A 15,550-nucleotide genomic window follows, 5' to 3' on the forward strand; every position below is an offset into this window, starting at 1 on the left:
GCGAGCCGCGGTCGGTGCCGGTTCGCGTACATGCGCACAGAAGAAACGGGGCAGAGATGCGCACAACCCTTCGAATGCGTAGGGCCGCAGTGGTGTTCACCGCCATCGGAGCGCTGGCCCTCACCGGCTGCGGTGACGACGGCGACGGCGGCAAGGACAAGGCGGACAAGGGCTCCGGCAAGGGCGAGGACAGCTCGTCGAGCGTCACCCTGCCCAAGCTCGACGGCGAGAAGATCTCCGTCGCGGCGGTGTGGACGGGCCCCGAGCAGGCCAACTTCACCAAGGTGCTGGACGAGTTCGAGAAGCGCACCGGCGCCACGGTCACCTTCGTGCCGGCGCAGGACCCGATCGTCAACTTCCTCGGCACGAAGATCGCGGGCGGCCAGCCCCCGGACGTGGCGATGATCCCGCAGGTGGGCGCCATCCAGCAGGCCGTGGCGAAGAAGTGGGCGAAGCCGGTCGGCAACGAGGCGCGGGCGCAGCTGGGCCAGAACTACGCACAGGTCTGGCAGGACCTCGGCTCGGTCGACGGCACCCAGTACGGCGTCTACTTCAAGGCCGCCAACAAGTCCCTGGTCTGGTACAACGCCCAGGCGTTCGAGAACGCGGGCGCGAGCGAGCCGAAGACCTGGAAGGACTTCATCGCCACCGCCGAGACGGTCTCCGCCTCCGGTGTCACCCCGGTATCGGTCGGCGGCGCGGACGGCTGGACCCTGACCGACTGGTTCGAGAACATCTACCTCTCGCAGGCCGGGCCGGAGAAGTACGACCAGCTGGCCAAGCACGAGATCAAGTGGACGGACGCCTCCGTCAAGGACGCCCTCACCACCCTCGCCGAACTGTTCGGCAAGCCGAGCCTGATCTCCGGGGGCGCCGACGGCGCGCTGCAGACCGAGTTCCCCGTCTCGGTCACCCAGACGTTCACCGGCGGCGACCAGCCCAAGGGCGCGATGGTGTTCGAGGGCGACTTCGTCTCCATCAACATCGCGCAGACCAAGGCGAAGATCGGCACGGACGCCAAGGTGTTCCCGTTCCCCGCGGTGGGTGCGGACTCCCCCGTGGTGACGGGCGGCGACGCGGCCGTGGCGCTGAAGGACGGCAAGGGCGCCCAGGCCCTGCTGACCTGGCTCGCGTCCACCGACGCGGCGAAGATCTGGGCCGAGGCCGGCGGGTTCATCTCGCCCAACAAGGCCCTGGACACGGCCGCTTACCCGAACGACGTACAGCGCAAGATCGCCGAGGCGCTGATCGCGGCCGGGGACGACGTCAGGTTCGACATGTCCGACCAGGCCCCGCAGTCGTTCGGCGGGACGCCCGGGAAGGGCGAGTGGAAGACGCTCCAGGACTTCCTGAAGAACCCGAAGGACATCGCGGGGACCCAGGCGAAACTGGAGTCCGACGCCGCCAAGGCGTACACGAGCTGACGGGATGACCACTGCGACAGCGGGGGGCGCGCAGGCCGCGCCCCCCGCCGACAAGCGTCCCGGTACGACGAGGACACGGACGCGCCGGAGCGTGACCGGCACCCGCAGGGCCGTCGCCGCGGCCTTCCTGCTGCCGGCCCTGGTGCTGCTCGGCGCCCTCGTCGTCTATCCGATCGTCTATTCCGTCTACCGCTCGTTCCTGGACCAGGCGGGCACGGGGTTCGCGGGCCTCGACAACTACAGGGCGCTGTTCACGGACGACACCATCCGCACGGCGGTCAGGAACAACGCGGTCTGGGTCGTCCTCGCCCCGACGGTCTCCACCGCACTGGGGCTGATCTTCGCGGTGCTCACCGAACGGATCAGGTGGGGTACGGCGTTCAAGCTGATCGTCTTCATGCCGATGGCGATCTCGATGCTGGCCGCCGGGATCATCTTCCGGCTGGTGTACGAGCAGGCGCCGGAGCGCGGGGTGGCCAACGCCGTCGTGGTGGGCGTGCACGACTCGTTCGCCGAGTCGTCCGGCTTCCCGAAGGCGCATCCGCTGCCCGTGCACCCGCTGAAGGCGGGTGGCGGCGGCTCCTTCGTCACCAAGGAGCCGGTGCGGGCCGGTGAACCGGCCGGCCTGCCGCTGGTCGGTGTGGTGCCGTCCAGGATGCCCGGCGACGCGGCGCCCGCGAAGGCGGCCGCCCCCTCCGGGGACGGCATCACCGGGACGGCGTGGCTCGACTTCACCAAGGGCGGGGGCGGCAAGCCCAACGTCGTCGATCCCTCGGAGCTGGGCCTCAAGGGCATCACCGTGGAGGCGGTCAAGGACGGCAAGGTCGTCGCGAGGACCACGGCGGGCGCGGACGGTGTCTTCACCCTGCCCGCCTCGGCGGACGGAGCGGTCCTCCGGCTCCCGGCGGACAACTTCCGCGAGCCCTACAACGGAGTCGACTGGCTCGGGCCGTCCCTGGTGACGCCGGGGATCATCGGCAGCTACGTCTGGATGTGGGCGGGCTTCGCGATGGTGCTGATCGCGGCGGGGCTGGCCGGCCTGCCGCGCGAACTCCTGGAAGCGGCCCGGGTGGACGGCGCGAACGAGTGGCAGGTGTTCCGCAGGATCACCGTCCCGATGCTCGCGCCCGTCCTCGCGGTGGTACTGGTCACCCTGATGATCAACGTGCTGAAGATCTTCGACCTGGTCTTCATCATCGCCCCGGGATCCTCCCAGGACGACGCGAACGTCCTTGCCCTGCAGCTGTACCGCTCGTCGTTCGGCACGGACGCGGACCTGGGCGTCGGCAGCGCCATCGCGGTACTCCTGCTGCTGCTGGTGATCCCCGTGATGCTGTTCAACGTGCGCCGGATACGGAAGGAGGGGCGCCGATGACCGCCCGGACCCGCACCGCACCATCCCGCTGCCGGGGGTACGGGGGTCGCCCCCCGGAAGAGCGCAGCAACGTGCGCCGGATACGGAAGGAGGGGCGCCGATGACGACGACCGAGGTCGCGAAGGCCGCACCCGGACCCCGGACCGAGGCCGCGCCCCGTGCCGGGCGGTCCCTCGGGGCGCGGATCGCCGCCCGGGCGGGCGGCGGGGGCATGCGGGTCTTCCTCGTCCTGGTGGGGCTGTTCTGGCTGATGCCGACGATCGGGCTGCTGCTGTCGTCCCTGCGCGGCGCGGAGGACATCGCCGCGACCGGCTGGTGGAAGGTCTTCACCGCCCCGTCCCAGCTCACCTTCGACAACTACGAGCGCCTGCTGGACAACTCGACCATCACCGGCTCCCTCGTCAGCACGGTCCTGATCACCGTCCCGGCCACCTTCCTCGTGGTCGTGATCGGTTCGTTCGCCGGATACGCCTTCGCCTGGATGGAGTTCCCCGGCCGGGACTGGTGGTTCCTTCTCGTCGTGGGCCTGTTGGTGGTCCCCGTCCAGGTCGCCCTGATCCCGGTGTCCGAACTCTTCGGCACGATCGGGATCTTCGAGACGACGTTCGGCGTGATCATGTTCCACACGGCCTTCGGCCTGCCGTTCGCCATCTTCCTGCTGCGGAACTTCTTCGCGGAGATCCCTCGCGAGCTCCTGGAAGCGGCGCGGCTGGACGGGGCGGGCGAGATCCGGCTGTTCACCCGGGTCGTGATGCCGCTCGGCGGGCCCGCGATCGCCTCGCTCGGGATCTTCCAGTTCCTCTGGGTGTGGAACGACATGCTGGTCGCCCTGATCTTCGCGGACTCGGAGTCCCCGCCGATCACGGTCGCGCTGCAGCAGCAGGTCCGCCAGTTCGGCAACAACATCGACGTACTGGCGCCCGGCGCCTTCGTGTCGATGGTGATCCCGCTGGCGGTCTTCTTCGCCTTCCAGCGGCAGTTCGTCTCCGGCGTGATGGCAGGCGCGGTGAAGTGAGGAGCCAGGTACCGAGCGGTGCGGTCAGAAGGCCCGCCGTGAAGTGGAGGAGGCCGGCGAAATAGCCGGTACAGCACAGACGTTCGTCAACCTCGGGGCGGTCCGTTCACTCTCGTGCGGGCCGCCCTACCTCGCACTTCCCCCGAATGCCACGTCCGGCGTAACCAAGTCACTCCATCGGCCGTTTGCGGGCCACCTGCCCGCCCGCGAGCGCCCCCTGGATGTGTTGTGCCCCGGTTCAGTGTCATCGTGCCCGCGTACCGGGTCCAGGCGTACCTGCACGCGTGTCTCGACTCCGTGCTGGACCAGTCCTTCAAGGACTACGAGATCATCGTGGTCGACGACTGCTCACCGGACGCCTGCGGCCCGATCGCCGACGAGTACGCCGTCCGCGACCCCCGCGTCACCGTCGTGCACCTGCCGCACAACGCCGGACTCGGGCCGGCCCGCAACGCCGGGGTCGCCCGGGCCACCGGGGACTACCTCCTCTTCCTCGACGGCGACGACACCTTCGCCCCCGAGGCGCTCCAGGCCATCGCCGACCGGCTGGGGGCCACCGGCGGCCCCGACGTCCTGGTCTACGACTACGCCCGCACCCACTGGTCCGGCGAGAGCGTGCGGAACACCTTCGCCGAACACCTCGCCGAGACCGGCCCGCCGTCCTTCCGCCTCGCGGACCGCCCGGAGCTGCTCAAGGTCCTGATGGTCGTCTGGAACAAGGCGTACCGGCGCGAGTTCGTCGAGGCCGAGGGCTTCACCTTCCCGCCGGGCTACTACGAGGACACCCCGTGGACCTACCCGGTGCTCATGGCGGCCGGGTCGATCGCCGTCCTGGACACCGTCTGCGTCGGCTACCGGCAGAGGCGCCGGGGCAACATCCTCTCCACCACCACCCCCCGGCACTTCGACGTGTTCGACCAGTACGACCGCGTCTTCGCCTTCATCGACTCCCGGCCCGCGCTCGCGAGCTGGCGCCCGGTGATATTCCGCAGGATGCTCGACCACTTCTCGACGCTCTTCACCTCCCGGGGGCGTCTCCCGCGCGGCACCCGGGGGGAGTTCTTCCGCCGGGCCCGTGCCCACTGCCGCCGCTACCGCACCCCCGGCGCCCCGGTGCCGCGCCGCGCCCGCCTGCGGCACGCCCTGTTCCGGCTCGGCGCCCACCGCACCTACCGGGCGCTCTGGACCGCGCAGCGGCTGCGCATCCGGCTCGGGCGCGCCGGGTCGACGGTGCGCAGGGCCGCCCGCGGGGCCGCCCTGCAGCTCCACTACCGCGTGCAGCTGCGCCTCCCCGTCAGGGCGGGGGACGCGGTGTTCGCGGCGTACTGGCACCGGGGCTACACGTGCAGCCCCGCGGCCCTGGAGGCCACGGCCCGGGCACTCGTGCCGGGGATCCGGACCTCCTGGATCTGCCGGCCCGAGGACGCCGGCACGGTTCCCGAGGCGACCCGGGTGCTGCACCCGGGCACGGCCGCCTACTGGACCGCCCTGGCCCGGTCGAAGTACCTCGTCAACAACGTCAACTTCGACCGCAGGCTGGTGAAGAGGCGCGGGCAGGTGCTGCTGCAGACCCATCACGGCACGCCCCTGAAGACCATGGGCACCGACCTCGTGCACCGTCCCGCGGCCGCCGGGTCCATGGACTTCGAGCAGTTGCTGCGCAACGTCGACAAGTGGGACTTCTCCCTGTCGGCCAACCAGCACTCCACGCTCGTGTGGGAGCGCACCTATCCGTCCGGCTACACCACGCTGGAGTACGGCAGCCCCCGCAACGACGTCTTCCACCGCGCGGCCCCCGACCAGGCCGCCCGGCTGCGCGAGCGGCTCGGCGTCCCCCCGGGCAGCACGGCCCTGCTGTACGCGCCGACCCACCGCGACTACCGGCGCGAGCAGCGGCACACCCTGGACCTGGAACAGCTCGTCCGGGTCCTGGGCCCGCACTTCGTGATCCTGGCCCGCTCCCACTACCTGGACGCGACGGCCAGGGCGACCGCCGGGCACACCCGGCACCCGCGGATCATCGACGTCAGCGCCCACCCCTCCGTGGAGGAGCTCTGCCTCGCCTCCGACGGGCTGATCACGGACTACTCGTCGCTGATGTTCGACTACGTCAACCTGGACCGCCCGGTGGTCCTGCACCTGGAGGACGCGCAGGCCTACGAGGCGGCGCGGGGGACGTACTTCGATCCGGCGGCCTTCCCGCCCGGGGCGGTGGCCCGGGACCAGGAGGAGCTGCACGAGATCTTCGCCACGGACCACTGGCGCGGCCCGCGCTCCGCCCAGCGCCGGGCGGCCTTCCGGGCCCGGTTCTGTCCGTACGACGACGGGCACGCCGCCGAGCGCGTGGTGCGCCGGGTCTTCCTCGGGGACACCTCCGGGCTGCCGGTCCCCGTGCCCCTGACGGGCCGGGGGCCGACGGGGGTGCCCCGCCAGGTGCCCGTGCGGGAGTACACCAACGGCTGAGGCGGCGGGGGCGCGGCGGCTCACCGCGCCCGGTGGCCTACGGGACGTACGCCCCGCCCGGCCGGACGGTTCCGGTGGCCCCCGCCCCGGCGGGGGTCAGCGCTCCAGGAACGCGAACAGTTCCTCCCAGCGGCACATGATCTCCGCCTCGGAGAACCGCTGGACGTTGATCCGCGCACGGTCCCCCATGGCGTCCCGCATGCGGGGGTTGCCGGTGAGCCGCAGCAGCTGGTCGGCGAGCGCCCCGATGTCCCCGGCCGGCGCGAGCAGACCGTCCTCGCCGTCCCGGACGATCTCGCGGACGCCCGGGGCGCAGTCGAAGGCCGCGCACGGCAGCCCGCTCGCCATCGCCTCCATCAGGGCCAGGGGGAAGCCCTCGCCGCGCGAGGACTGGACGAAGACGGAGGAGTCCGCGAGGGACGCCGGGACGTCGTCGGTGCGTCCGCGCCAGCCGACCGAGCCGTCCAGTCCCAGGGCGGTGCACTGCTCCTTGAGCGCCTCCTCGTCCTCGCCCGTCCCGTGGATGTCCAGCCGCCACTGAGGGCGCTGCGGGGCCACCAGCGCCCAGGTGTCCAGGAGCATGTCGATGCCCTTCTGGTCCGTGAGCCTGCCGATGCTCGCCACCGACTTCTCCCGGCGCGGCGAGGGCACCTCGGGCAGGGCCGCCAGGGCGTTGGGCATGAAGCCCACGTTGTTCATCCCGTCGCCCGCCCAGCTGTCGGCGTCCTGCGCCGTGAGGACGAGCCAGCGGTCGAGCGCCGTGTAGTGGTTCCTGATCCAGCGGTAGCGGTGGCTCGCCCGTGAGTAGTCGTACGACTCGTGGCTCATCCCGATGACGCGCAGGCCCGACGTGTCCGCCTCGCCGACCCACTCCATCGCCCACACCTGGCTGACGATCACCACCCCGCCGGGCCGGGCCCCCCGGAAGATCTCGGAGAGCCGGCCGACGGCACGCCGCTTCTCCGCCACGCGGGCGGCCTCGGCGCGCCGGGCGGCGATCCGGAAGCGGTCCCGCACCCCCTGGGGGGCCCAGGGGGTCGGCGGGTGCGCCGGGTACAGGGCGGTGACGGGGTGACCGTGCGCCTCGGGCAGGGCCATCTTCCGCTCCGAGGCGTGCACGCCGACGACGTGCACCCGGTGGCCCGCCTCCTGGAAGAGCTGGGCCATGCGGTGCGTCCAGCCGGTCACACCGCCGAGTTCGTCGGTGCTGTTGGCGACGACGAAGACGTCGCGTTCACGGCTGCCGCTCATCAGCGGTCCTCCCCGGTACGGATGGTGCGGGACGGGGCGAGGTGCCGGGCGAAGACGGTGTCGACGACCGTCCGGGCCGCGTCCCCCCGGTCGTAGGCACCGAACTCCGTGGCGAAGGCGGCACGCCGGTCCTGGAAACCGGTGTCCGCGCTCTTCAGGCGGGCCAGCACGGTGAACAGCTCCTCCTCGGTCGCCGCCACCGGCCCCGGCGCCTTCTCCCGCAGGTCGAAGTAGCTGCCCCGCTCGGCGGCGTACGCGTCGAGGTCGGGGGCGAACAGGACGATCGGGCGGTCCAGGAGCGCGAAGTCGAACATGATCGACGAGTAGTCCGTGACCAGTACGTCGGTGAGCGCGAGGAGTTCGCTGACGTCGTGGTGGTCCGAGACGTCCACGACCGACCCGGGCGGGCAGGGCGGCAGGCTCGCCGCCTCCAGGTAGTGGGCCCGCACCAGCAGCGTGTACGTGTCGCCGAAGCGCTCGGCGAAGCGCGCCGCGTCCAGCAGGAGCCGCTGCCGCCTGCGCCTTCCGGGGCCGCCCCGGAAGGTCGGGGCGTACAGCACGACCTTGCGGTGGTCGGGGAGGCCCAGCCGGGCCGCGAGCTCCGGGCGCGGCAGCCGCCCCTCGGCCTCGGTCCGGGCCCGCGCCGCGAGGAGGACGTCGTTGCGCGGGTATCCCGTGCGCAGCAGGGTCTCCTCGGGCAGCCGGTAGGCGCGCGCCAGGGTGCGCTCGTCGTGCGGGGAGCGGACAAGGAAGTGGTCGAACCGGCCCACCGCCTGCTGGAGGCGCTCGCGCTGCGGGGCGTTCTGCATCCGCACCCGCGTCTCGTCGAAACCCATCCGCTTGTACGCCGACCCGTGCCAGGTCTGCAGGTAGGTGGTGCCCCGGGGCTTGTCGAGGTTCTGCGGGAACCCCTGGTTGTCGACCCAGTACTCCGCCCTGGCCAGGGCCCACAGATAGCGCCAGGACCAGCGGCGCACCAGCCGGGCGTCCGCCGGAAAGCCCTCGGGGGTGTCGGCGTACGCCCACACGCAGCGCAGCCGCAGTCCGCGGGCCCGCACCTCCTCGTGGACGGCGCGGGGGCTGTCGCCGTAGCAACTGCCCATGTGGCTCTCGAACACCACGCTGCCCCTGCGCACGGGAAGCCGCAGGAACCAGGAGCGGTACACGGAGACCTTGAGGCCCCGGGCGTGCAGCCGGTCCCTGCGCCTGCCGAGCGCCCTCACCAGGAGCTTGACCCGGCGCGCGGGGCGGAAGTGCGTGGCGTAGTGGACCAGCCGTCGCGCCGTGCGGGCGGGCCGGCCGCGGGACTCCAGGCGGAGCGCCAGATGGTCCCGGGTGGTGACGTAGGGCTGCCAGGTGTCGCCGGTCAGCCCGCCGAGCCGGGGCCGGGCCGGTGACCGGTCGTCCGGGCCGACGAGGTCGTGGGCGGCGAAGAGGTCGCTGACCGAGCGGGTCCGGCCGTCCTCCACGACCATCCGGGCGTCCCAGACCGTGTCGCGCGGACCCAGCGGGCGGACGGCGCCGGTGAGGTCGAAGCGGGCCGACCAGTCGATGCCGGTGGCGTCGGCCCTGAGGTCGTCCACCGGGACACGGAAGGCGCGGGAGCCGTCCCGTACCCGGAACTCCAGGTGGGCGCCCAGGGTTCCGTCCGGGTCGGGGCCGGTGTGGCCGGGCAGGACGATCCGCCCCCGCAGCTGGACCGCCCGCCCGTCCGCCTGGTAGCGGGTGAGCCGGTTCATGAGCTTGAGCTCGCCGAACACGCGGTACTGGTGGCCGAGTCCGGTGACGTCGAGCGCGGGGTCGGTCCCGTCGTCCCAGTGCACGCGCCCGTCCTCGCCCGTCCGGAGGGGCGAGACCACGGTGCCCCGCCGGCGCAGGGCGTACGCCGCGCCCAGCACCCCGTCCGCGTCACCGTGCTGGAGCAGTCGTACGCCGACGCGTTCGACGGGCGGCAGGGTCAGGAGGGCCGCGTCCGGGACGCAGTCCGGCAGCACGCGGGAGGCCGTGGCGGCGATCCCGGCCCGCTCGGCGGCTGGCCGCTGGGGGAAGGTCCGCACGAGGGGGACCAACCGGTCCCGCAGGAAGGCGCGGTCCCGCTCCTCGCGCAGCTCCGACAGCCCCTGCGCCACCAGGACATGGCACACCCGCCGGTGTGCCTCCACGAGCCCGGCGAGGTCCCGTCCGTCGTCGGGCAGGGCCCTGCCCGACACGATCCGGCGGCGTACGAGTGCGATGCGGCCCACCACGGACGCGGCCAGCGGCCCGAAGAGGACGCCGCTGCGGGTGAGGTCCTCGGAGTAGCGCAGGGCGTGCCGCTCCAGTGCGGCGCGGCGCACGCAGAACCCGGACACCAGGGCGTCGTGCACGGCCAGTTCGGGTGCGTCGGTGAACCGGCGGACGGTCCTGGAGTCCGCGAACAGCTGCTGCTGCCAGGAGGGTTCGCGCTCCTTGGTCCCGTCCTCCGTGAGCCGGCTCCACCGCCCGGCGACCAGGTCGGCTCCGGTGCCCGTCCCGGCCTCCAGGAGGTTGCGGCAGGCGTGCTGCTGGAGGCACTCGCCGGCGTCGAGGACGAGGACGTACGTGCCCCGCGCCCCGTCCAGGCCGGCGTTGCGCAGGACCGCGACGGAGTCCGACGCGGCCTCCACGACGCGGACGCGGTCGGGGGACCGCCCGGCAAGTGACCCGGCCGCCGTCCGCACCTCGTCGGACGCGGCGGGGGCGAGGACCACGACGACCTCGACGGCACGCAGGCTCTGGCCCAGCACGGACTCCACGGATCCGCGCAGCGCCTCCTGTCCGCACGCGGCGGCGGTGACGACGCAGCTGAAGTCGGGAGCGCTCATGCCCGGTCCCCCTTCAGCATGCGGTCCACGACCCGTGCCGACGCCGTCCCGTCGTCGAGGTCGCAGAACGACGCACGGAAGTTCGCGTACGCCTCGCGGTGGCCGGCCCCCGCCGCGTCCGGGTCGCGCAGCGCCTCGACGACATCGGCCGACGCGGTGAGCAGGGGACCGGGCGCCAGCTTCTCGAAGTCGAGGCAGAAGCCGCGCAGGGTGTCGCGGTAGTGCTCCAGGTCGTAGGTGTGGAAGAACATCGGGCGCCCCGTCTGCGCGAAGTCGAACATCAGGGACGAGTAGTCCGTGACCAGCACGTCGCTGACCAGCATCAGTTCCGCCACGTCGGGGTGGCGCGAGACGTCCCGCACGAAGTCGTCCTCGGGGATGCTGCCGCCGACCAGGTAGTGGCGGCGCACCAGCAGGACGTGATCGTCACCGAGGGCCTTCCGGGCGTGCGCCAGGTCCAGCTGGAGATCCAGTCCGTACAGCCCGCTCCGCCTGGGCCGGTCCTCGCGCCAGGTCGGGGCGTACAGGACGACCCGCTTGCCGTGCGGCACACCGAGCGACTGACGGACGGCGGCGGCCGTCTTCGCCCGGTCGGCGGCGTACAGCAGGTCGTTGCGGGGGTAGCCGCACTCCATCACCTCGCCGGTGTGCCCGAACGCGCGGCGCAGTACCGGGGTGGAGAAGCGGTTGGGCGAGACGAGGACGCTCCACTGCGCGGCCCTCCGGGGCATGGACTCCATGTACGCGGTGTCCGCGAACGCCGTGCCCGCGAGGTCGCGGCCGATGCGCTTGAGCGGGGTGCCGTGCCAGGTCTGGACGACGAACTGGCCCTCCGCCCGCTCGAACCACTCCGGCAGGTGGGTGTTGGTCACGATCCACCTGCTGCGGGCCAGCGCCTCGTGCCACTCGGCGCTGTGCAGGGCGACCGCGCGGACCCCGGCCGGCACGGCGGCCTGCTGGTCCCGCACCACCCAGAGGTGCTCGACGCCGGTGTCACGGCGGGCCAGTTCCTCCTGGACGGCGCGCGGCGAATCCGAGAACTGGCGCCCGTCGAAACTGGAGTACAGGACGGTGTCCAGCAGTCCCGCACCGCGCGCTGCCGCGTACCGGGCGCGCAGCCGCCGCTGCCCGAACGCGCCCCGGTCGCGCACCGGCAGGGCACTGCCCGACGACAGGCAGAGCCGGTCGTGGAAGCGCCGCTCCAGGGTGAAGCGGCGGCCGCGCAGGTCGCGGTGGAGCGGCAGGCCGGCGTGCAGCTGGGGCACCGCCCGCAGCGGCAGGTACCGCTCGGGATCGGTTTCGCCGGGCGCCCGCAGGAAGGGGTACCACCGGCCCTCGGCCAGCGGCAGCGTGCCGCCGGGGCCCTCGACGGCCGAGGGCGCGACCGCCGTGCGGAAGTCCGCCCCCTCGCGCTCCACGGCGAAGGTGTTCTCCTCGTGGTGGCCGCTGTGGCGCAGGACCAGCTCCACCGCGCGCTCCGGCACGGCCGGGAAGGTCCCTTCCAGGAGCAGACCGCCGTCCTCGGTCCAGGACACGCCCGCGACGACGGGCGGGACGGCCCGGTCGGTGAGGACCAGGTCGCCGGAGGGGTTGGCCGCGGCGTACACCTCGCGGCCGCCGGCCAGGGGGTAGCGACCCGCCTCCGTCTCCGGGCGGGCGGCGACCGTCAGCCGGCGCGCCCCGCCGACCAGCTGGACGCCCCAGTCCCCGTCGGTGCCGGGAAAGGCGTCCAGCGGCACGTCCGCGAAGAACCCGCGGCCGTCCTCGCCCACGCCCGGCGCCAGGGGGAACTCCCGGGTCTGCTTCGTGCGCCACTCCTGGATGCGCAGGGCCGTCGCCGTGTCCCGGCCCAGCACGCGCACCGCGATGCGGACCGCGTCGCCGGCCTCCGTCGCCCGGTGCCCTGCGAGCACGGCGTCGATCCGCTCGGCGCGCAGCTCCAGCTTGTTGCCGGACAGCAGGGGGACGACCCGCGTGCGTTCGTCGACGTACCGCACGGCGGGCGCCGCCGGATTGCCGAGCAGGCGCATGGGGCCCCGGCGCGGCCGGCCGGCGCCGACGACGACGGACTCCAGCTTCCACAGGGTGCGGGCCCCGCGGGCCGTGCGCCTGCCCGCCAGGCGCCGCGGGTCGACGACGGTCTCGAAGCCGGAGCGCTCGTAGCCGTGCAGCGAGCGGCCGGAGCCGGCCGCCGCCTCCTCCGTCGTGCTCCGGCGCAGCCGCAGCGGGATCACCCTGCGTCCCGACCTCAGCCAGCCGGTCCCCGCCGACCTGCCGGGGGCGTTGCGCACGTACGCGTACCCCTTGAGGTGCAGCAGGCCCTCCCGCCACACGGCCTCGGTGAGGTGCGCGTGCACGGGGAGGTCCGCCCCGGACAGGGCGGTGACGCGGCGCGGGAGCGGGGCGTCGATGCCCGGATGGACGGCCCTCGGCCGCAGGGCGCCCCGGACGTGGAAGGTGTCGCGGTCGGTGCTCTCGTGGGCCAGCAGGGCGAGCAGTTCCGCCGTCCTGCGCTGCCGGATGAGGAGCCACTTGACGCGCAGGTGCAGCGGGAGCGCGTCGAGGACCGCCGGGTCGACCGTGTCGGCGAAGGCGTTCGCGTGGGTGAGGAAGGCTTCGTGGTAGCTCTCGTCGCCGTCCGGCAGGGCCTCGATGAACAGCCACAGGTCGCCGGAGAGCGCGTGCTCGTCGTAGCGCCGCTTCGCCTCGGCCATGCCCCGTCCGGCGAGGAACCGGCTGACGGTGGAGACCGCGGTGACCCGGTCGCGGATGCCCCGGGCGACGGCGCGGCGGGTGGTGATCGAGCCGTCCCGGTCCCGCCAGTGGTAGACCGGCGCGGCGACGACGTCGACGCTCCGGGCCAGGAAGTACGCCGGGAGGACGACGGCGATGTCCTCGTAGAGGACGCCCGTGGGGAAGGCGAAGGCGTGCTGGTCCCAGAACGACCTGCGGAACACCTTGTTGCACGCGATGCGGTCGCCGAGCAGGACCCAGTCCCGGGTGATGTGCGTGGCCCGGCGGGACGTCTCCATGGGCTTGCGGAACATCGGGGACTGTTCGAGCGCGCCGCCGGCGCGCAGCCTGAGCACGTTGCCGGTGGCGAAGTCCGAACCGGAGGCGTCGAGTTCGCCCAGCAGCCGGGCGAACGCGTCCGGCGGGACGACGTCGTCGCTGTCGACGAAGGCCAGGAACCCGGCGTCCGGGTGCGCGTGGCCGGCCCCGGCGTTGCGGGCGGCCCCGAGCCCGGCGTTCTCCTGGCGGACGAGACGGAAGCGCGGATCCTTCGCCGCGTACTCCCGGGCCACACCGGCGCTGCCGTCCGTCGAACCGTCGTCCACCATGACGACTTCCAGGTCGGCCATGGTCTGCCCGGCGAGTGAGCCGAGGCAGGCGCCGAGGTAGTCCTCGACGTTGTAGAGCGGGACGACGACGGTGAGACGGGGTGCCATGGCGCTGCGCACGATCCTTCCGGGAGGACGGGCGGACGTCCTCTGCGACGGACGTCCTCTGTATGGAACGAGCCCCGTGCCGGTGAGGCACGGGGCTCGCAACGGGGCCTGCGCGTTCAGGGTTTGACGGCGATCCGGCCCTCGTCCATGCGCAGCAGGAGCAGCTGCTCGCCGGTCTCCTCCAGGAACTCGTCCACGGCCTGGCGCGATCCCTGCCAGTAGCCGTAGTCGTCGATCAGCAGGACTCCGCCGCTCACCAGCCGGCCGTACAGGTGCTTCAGCTCGTGCTTGGTGGAGGCGTACCAGTCGGTGTCGAGCCGCAGGACGGAGATCCGCTCGGGCGCCTGCTCGGGGACGGTGTCCTCGACCTTGCCCTGCACGTAGTGGATGCGGTCCTTCGGGTAGGGCACCTGTTCGAAGCCGGCCTGTACGTCCTCCAGTGAGGCCACCGCCCAGATGGGCCGGTCCTTGCCCTGGGCGTCCAGCAGCTCCTGGGCGGGCCTGCCGTCCCGCCGCAGGTCCTCCGCGGTGGGCGGGGTCATGCCCTCGTAGGTGTCGAAGAGGTAGAGGTCGCGGCCGGTGTCGCCCAGCGACAGCAGCGTCTTCGCGCAGGCCTGCATGGAACCGCCGCGCCACACTCCGCACTCGACGATGTCGCCGGGGATGCCGTGCTTGACGACGTGCCGCGTCGCGAGGACGAAGGCGTTCAGCCGCTCCGGCGAGGTCATCGTGTACGGCTTGACCGCGCGGATGATGTCCTTCGCCTCGTCGTCGTAGTCCGCCGGGAACTGCGGCTTCTTCACGGCGGCCTTGACGGGGGCCTTCGCCGGGGCCGGCTTCGCCGCGGCGGGGGCCGCGGGGGCGGACCGGGGAGCGGGCACGGTCGCACGCCTGAGCTGGTATCCGGTGAGTTGCTGAAGGACGCCGTTGACGGCGTTGCGCCAAGCCATGGGGCGGGACAGTACGCGCGTTTTGCGGCTCATGTCATCTTTCGTCAACCTGTGGTTGATGGGACCGCACGCGTGTCCGGCCGCCCGCAGCGCTCACGGCCGTCGAGCGGGCGGGGCAGCGGGACCCGGTCCACCCCGCCGACCCGGTTCGCCCACCACACCGCCGCCTCCCGCACGGCGAACATGGTGAGTGCGCGGTAGCGCTGCGGCCTGCGGAAGACGCCGACGGAGTCGCCCCAGTAGGCCGCCTTCGCGTCGATGGACCCGTAGTCGTGCCAGATCCCCCTGGTGGGCGGGAAGTCCGTGTAGGCCTCGCGGAGTTCGAGGCCGGAGTACGCCGCCATCGCCCGGAAGCCGTCCGGGTAGTAGCGCCAGCAGTCCTGGGCGTCGTGGGCGTGGCCGCGGGACGGCGCGGTGATGAAGGCGTGGCCCCCGGGCTTGAGGACCCGGGCGATCTCCATCATGGACACCCAGAAGAACGGGATGTGCTCGAACGCCTGCCCGGAGAGGACGACGTCGGCGCTGCGGGAGCGGGCGGGGATGCGGTAGGGGCGCTTCATGACCGCGTCCACGTTGGGCCCGTCGAGGACGTCGACCCCGAAGTAGTCGATGTCGTGGTCCGCGAGCAGCCCCCGGTGGGTGCGGGACTGCTTCCCCGAGATCCGCGAGCCGAGGTCCACGACACGGTGCCTGCGGTCCCTGGGCAGGTACTCCTCGACGCAGATCCGCATCTGCTCGTAGGCGGACCGGTGCATGTGCCTCTCCCAACGTTGCCGTGTG

At 72.7% G+C, this 15,550-nt stretch carries 9 protein-coding genes; 4 read left to right on the forward strand and 5 right to left on the reverse strand.

The window, feature by feature from the left end; genetic code table 11:
* Nucleotides 1-56 precede the first annotated feature (56 nt).
* The 4 genes from OHT61_RS12610 to OHT61_RS12625 all read left to right on the forward strand — a co-directional run bounded on the left by OHT61_RS12610 (nt 57) and on the right by OHT61_RS12625 (nt 6,277).
* Nucleotides 57-1,424: an ABC transporter substrate-binding protein gene (locus OHT61_RS12610; RefSeq protein WP_329037861.1), complete on the forward strand. Its 1,368-nt coding sequence runs from the start codon at nt 57-59 to the stop codon at nt 1,422-1,424.
* Between the two features lie 4 nt (nt 1,425-1,428).
* Complete coding sequence (locus tag OHT61_RS12615) at nt 1,429-2,799, forward strand: carbohydrate ABC transporter permease (RefSeq protein WP_329037862.1); 1,371 nt, start codon at nt 1,429-1,431, stop codon at nt 2,797-2,799.
* A 100-nt stretch (nt 2,800-2,899) separates the two neighbouring features.
* Entirely contained in the window at nt 2,900-3,814 is a 915-nt protein-coding gene (locus OHT61_RS12620) for a carbohydrate ABC transporter permease (protein ID WP_329037864.1), read from the forward strand.
* 228 nt (nt 3,815-4,042) lie between these two features.
* Nucleotides 4,043-6,277 carry a bifunctional glycosyltransferase/CDP-glycerol:glycerophosphate glycerophosphotransferase gene (locus tag OHT61_RS12625; RefSeq protein WP_329037866.1) on the forward strand — a complete coding sequence of 745 codons (2,235 nt, stop codon included), beginning with the start codon at nt 4,043-4,045 and terminating at the stop codon, nt 6,275-6,277.
* A gap of 96 nt (nt 6,278-6,373) precedes the next feature.
* Here OHT61_RS12625 and OHT61_RS12630 read toward each other — a convergent pair whose 3' ends face one another.
* The 5 genes from OHT61_RS12630 to OHT61_RS12650 form a co-directional block, all read right to left on the reverse strand.
* Nucleotides 6,374-7,528 (reverse strand): glycosyltransferase, encoded by a 1,155-nt coding sequence (locus OHT61_RS12630; RefSeq protein WP_329037867.1) that lies wholly within the window; start codon nt 7,526-7,528, stop codon nt 6,374-6,376.
* The gene (locus OHT61_RS12635; protein ID WP_329037870.1) at nt 7,528-10,371 is read right to left on the reverse strand and encodes a bifunctional glycosyltransferase/CDP-glycerol:glycerophosphate glycerophosphotransferase; all 2,844 of its coding nucleotides are present in this window, start codon (nt 10,369-10,371) and stop codon (nt 7,528-7,530) included. The genes OHT61_RS12630 and OHT61_RS12635 overlap by 1 nt, the downstream gene beginning before the upstream one ends.
* Complete coding sequence (locus tag OHT61_RS12640; RefSeq protein WP_329037872.1) at nt 10,368-13,820, reverse strand: bifunctional glycosyltransferase/CDP-glycerol:glycerophosphate glycerophosphotransferase; 3,453 nt, start codon at nt 13,818-13,820, stop codon at nt 10,368-10,370. The genes OHT61_RS12635 and OHT61_RS12640 overlap by 4 nt, the downstream gene beginning before the upstream one ends.
* A 116-nt stretch (nt 13,821-13,936) precedes the next feature.
* Nucleotides 13,937-14,803, reverse strand: a complete 867-nt coding sequence (locus OHT61_RS12645) for a TylF/MycF/NovP-related O-methyltransferase (RefSeq protein WP_329037874.1) — start codon at nt 14,801-14,803, stop codon at nt 13,937-13,939.
* An 11-nt stretch (nt 14,804-14,814) separates the two neighbouring features.
* Nucleotides 14,815-15,525 (reverse strand): methyltransferase domain-containing protein, encoded by a 711-nt coding sequence (locus OHT61_RS12650; protein WP_329037875.1) that lies wholly within the window; start codon nt 15,523-15,525, stop codon nt 14,815-14,817.
* Nucleotides 15,526-15,550 lie beyond the last annotated feature (25 nt).

This window comes from Streptomyces sp. NBC_00178, assembly GCF_036206005.1.
Taxonomy (GTDB): Bacteria; Actinomycetota; Actinomycetes; order Streptomycetales; family Streptomycetaceae; genus Streptomyces.

Bases quoted from the DNA above. Each gene is read 5' to 3' on its own strand.
- OHT61_RS12610 (WP_329037861.1), top strand. From the start codon at position 57: ATGCGCACAACCCTTCGAATGCGTAGGGCCGCAGTGGTGTTCACCGCC.
- OHT61_RS12615 (WP_329037862.1), top strand. From the start codon at position 1,429: ATGACCACTGCGACAGCGGGGGGCGCGCAGGCCGCGCCCCCCGCCGAC.
- OHT61_RS12620 (WP_329037864.1), top strand. From the start codon at position 2,900: ATGACGACGACCGAGGTCGCGAAGGCCGCACCCGGACCCCGGACCGAG.
- OHT61_RS12630 (WP_329037867.1), bottom strand. From the start codon at position 7,528: ATGAGCGGCAGCCGTGAACGCGACGTCTTCGTCGTCGCCAACAGCACC.
- OHT61_RS12635 (WP_329037870.1), bottom strand. From the start codon at position 10,371: ATGAGCGCTCCCGACTTCAGCTGCGTCGTCACCGCCGCCGCGTGCGGA.
- OHT61_RS12640 (WP_329037872.1), bottom strand. From the start codon at position 13,820: ATGGCACCCCGTCTCACCGTCGTCGTCCCGCTCTACAACGTCGAGGAC.
- OHT61_RS12645 (WP_329037874.1), bottom strand. From the start codon at position 14,803: ATGAGCCGCAAAACGCGCGTACTGTCCCGCCCCATGGCTTGGCGCAAC.
- OHT61_RS12650 (WP_329037875.1), bottom strand. From the start codon at position 15,525: ATGCACCGGTCCGCCTACGAGCAGATGCGGATCTGCGTCGAGGAGTAC.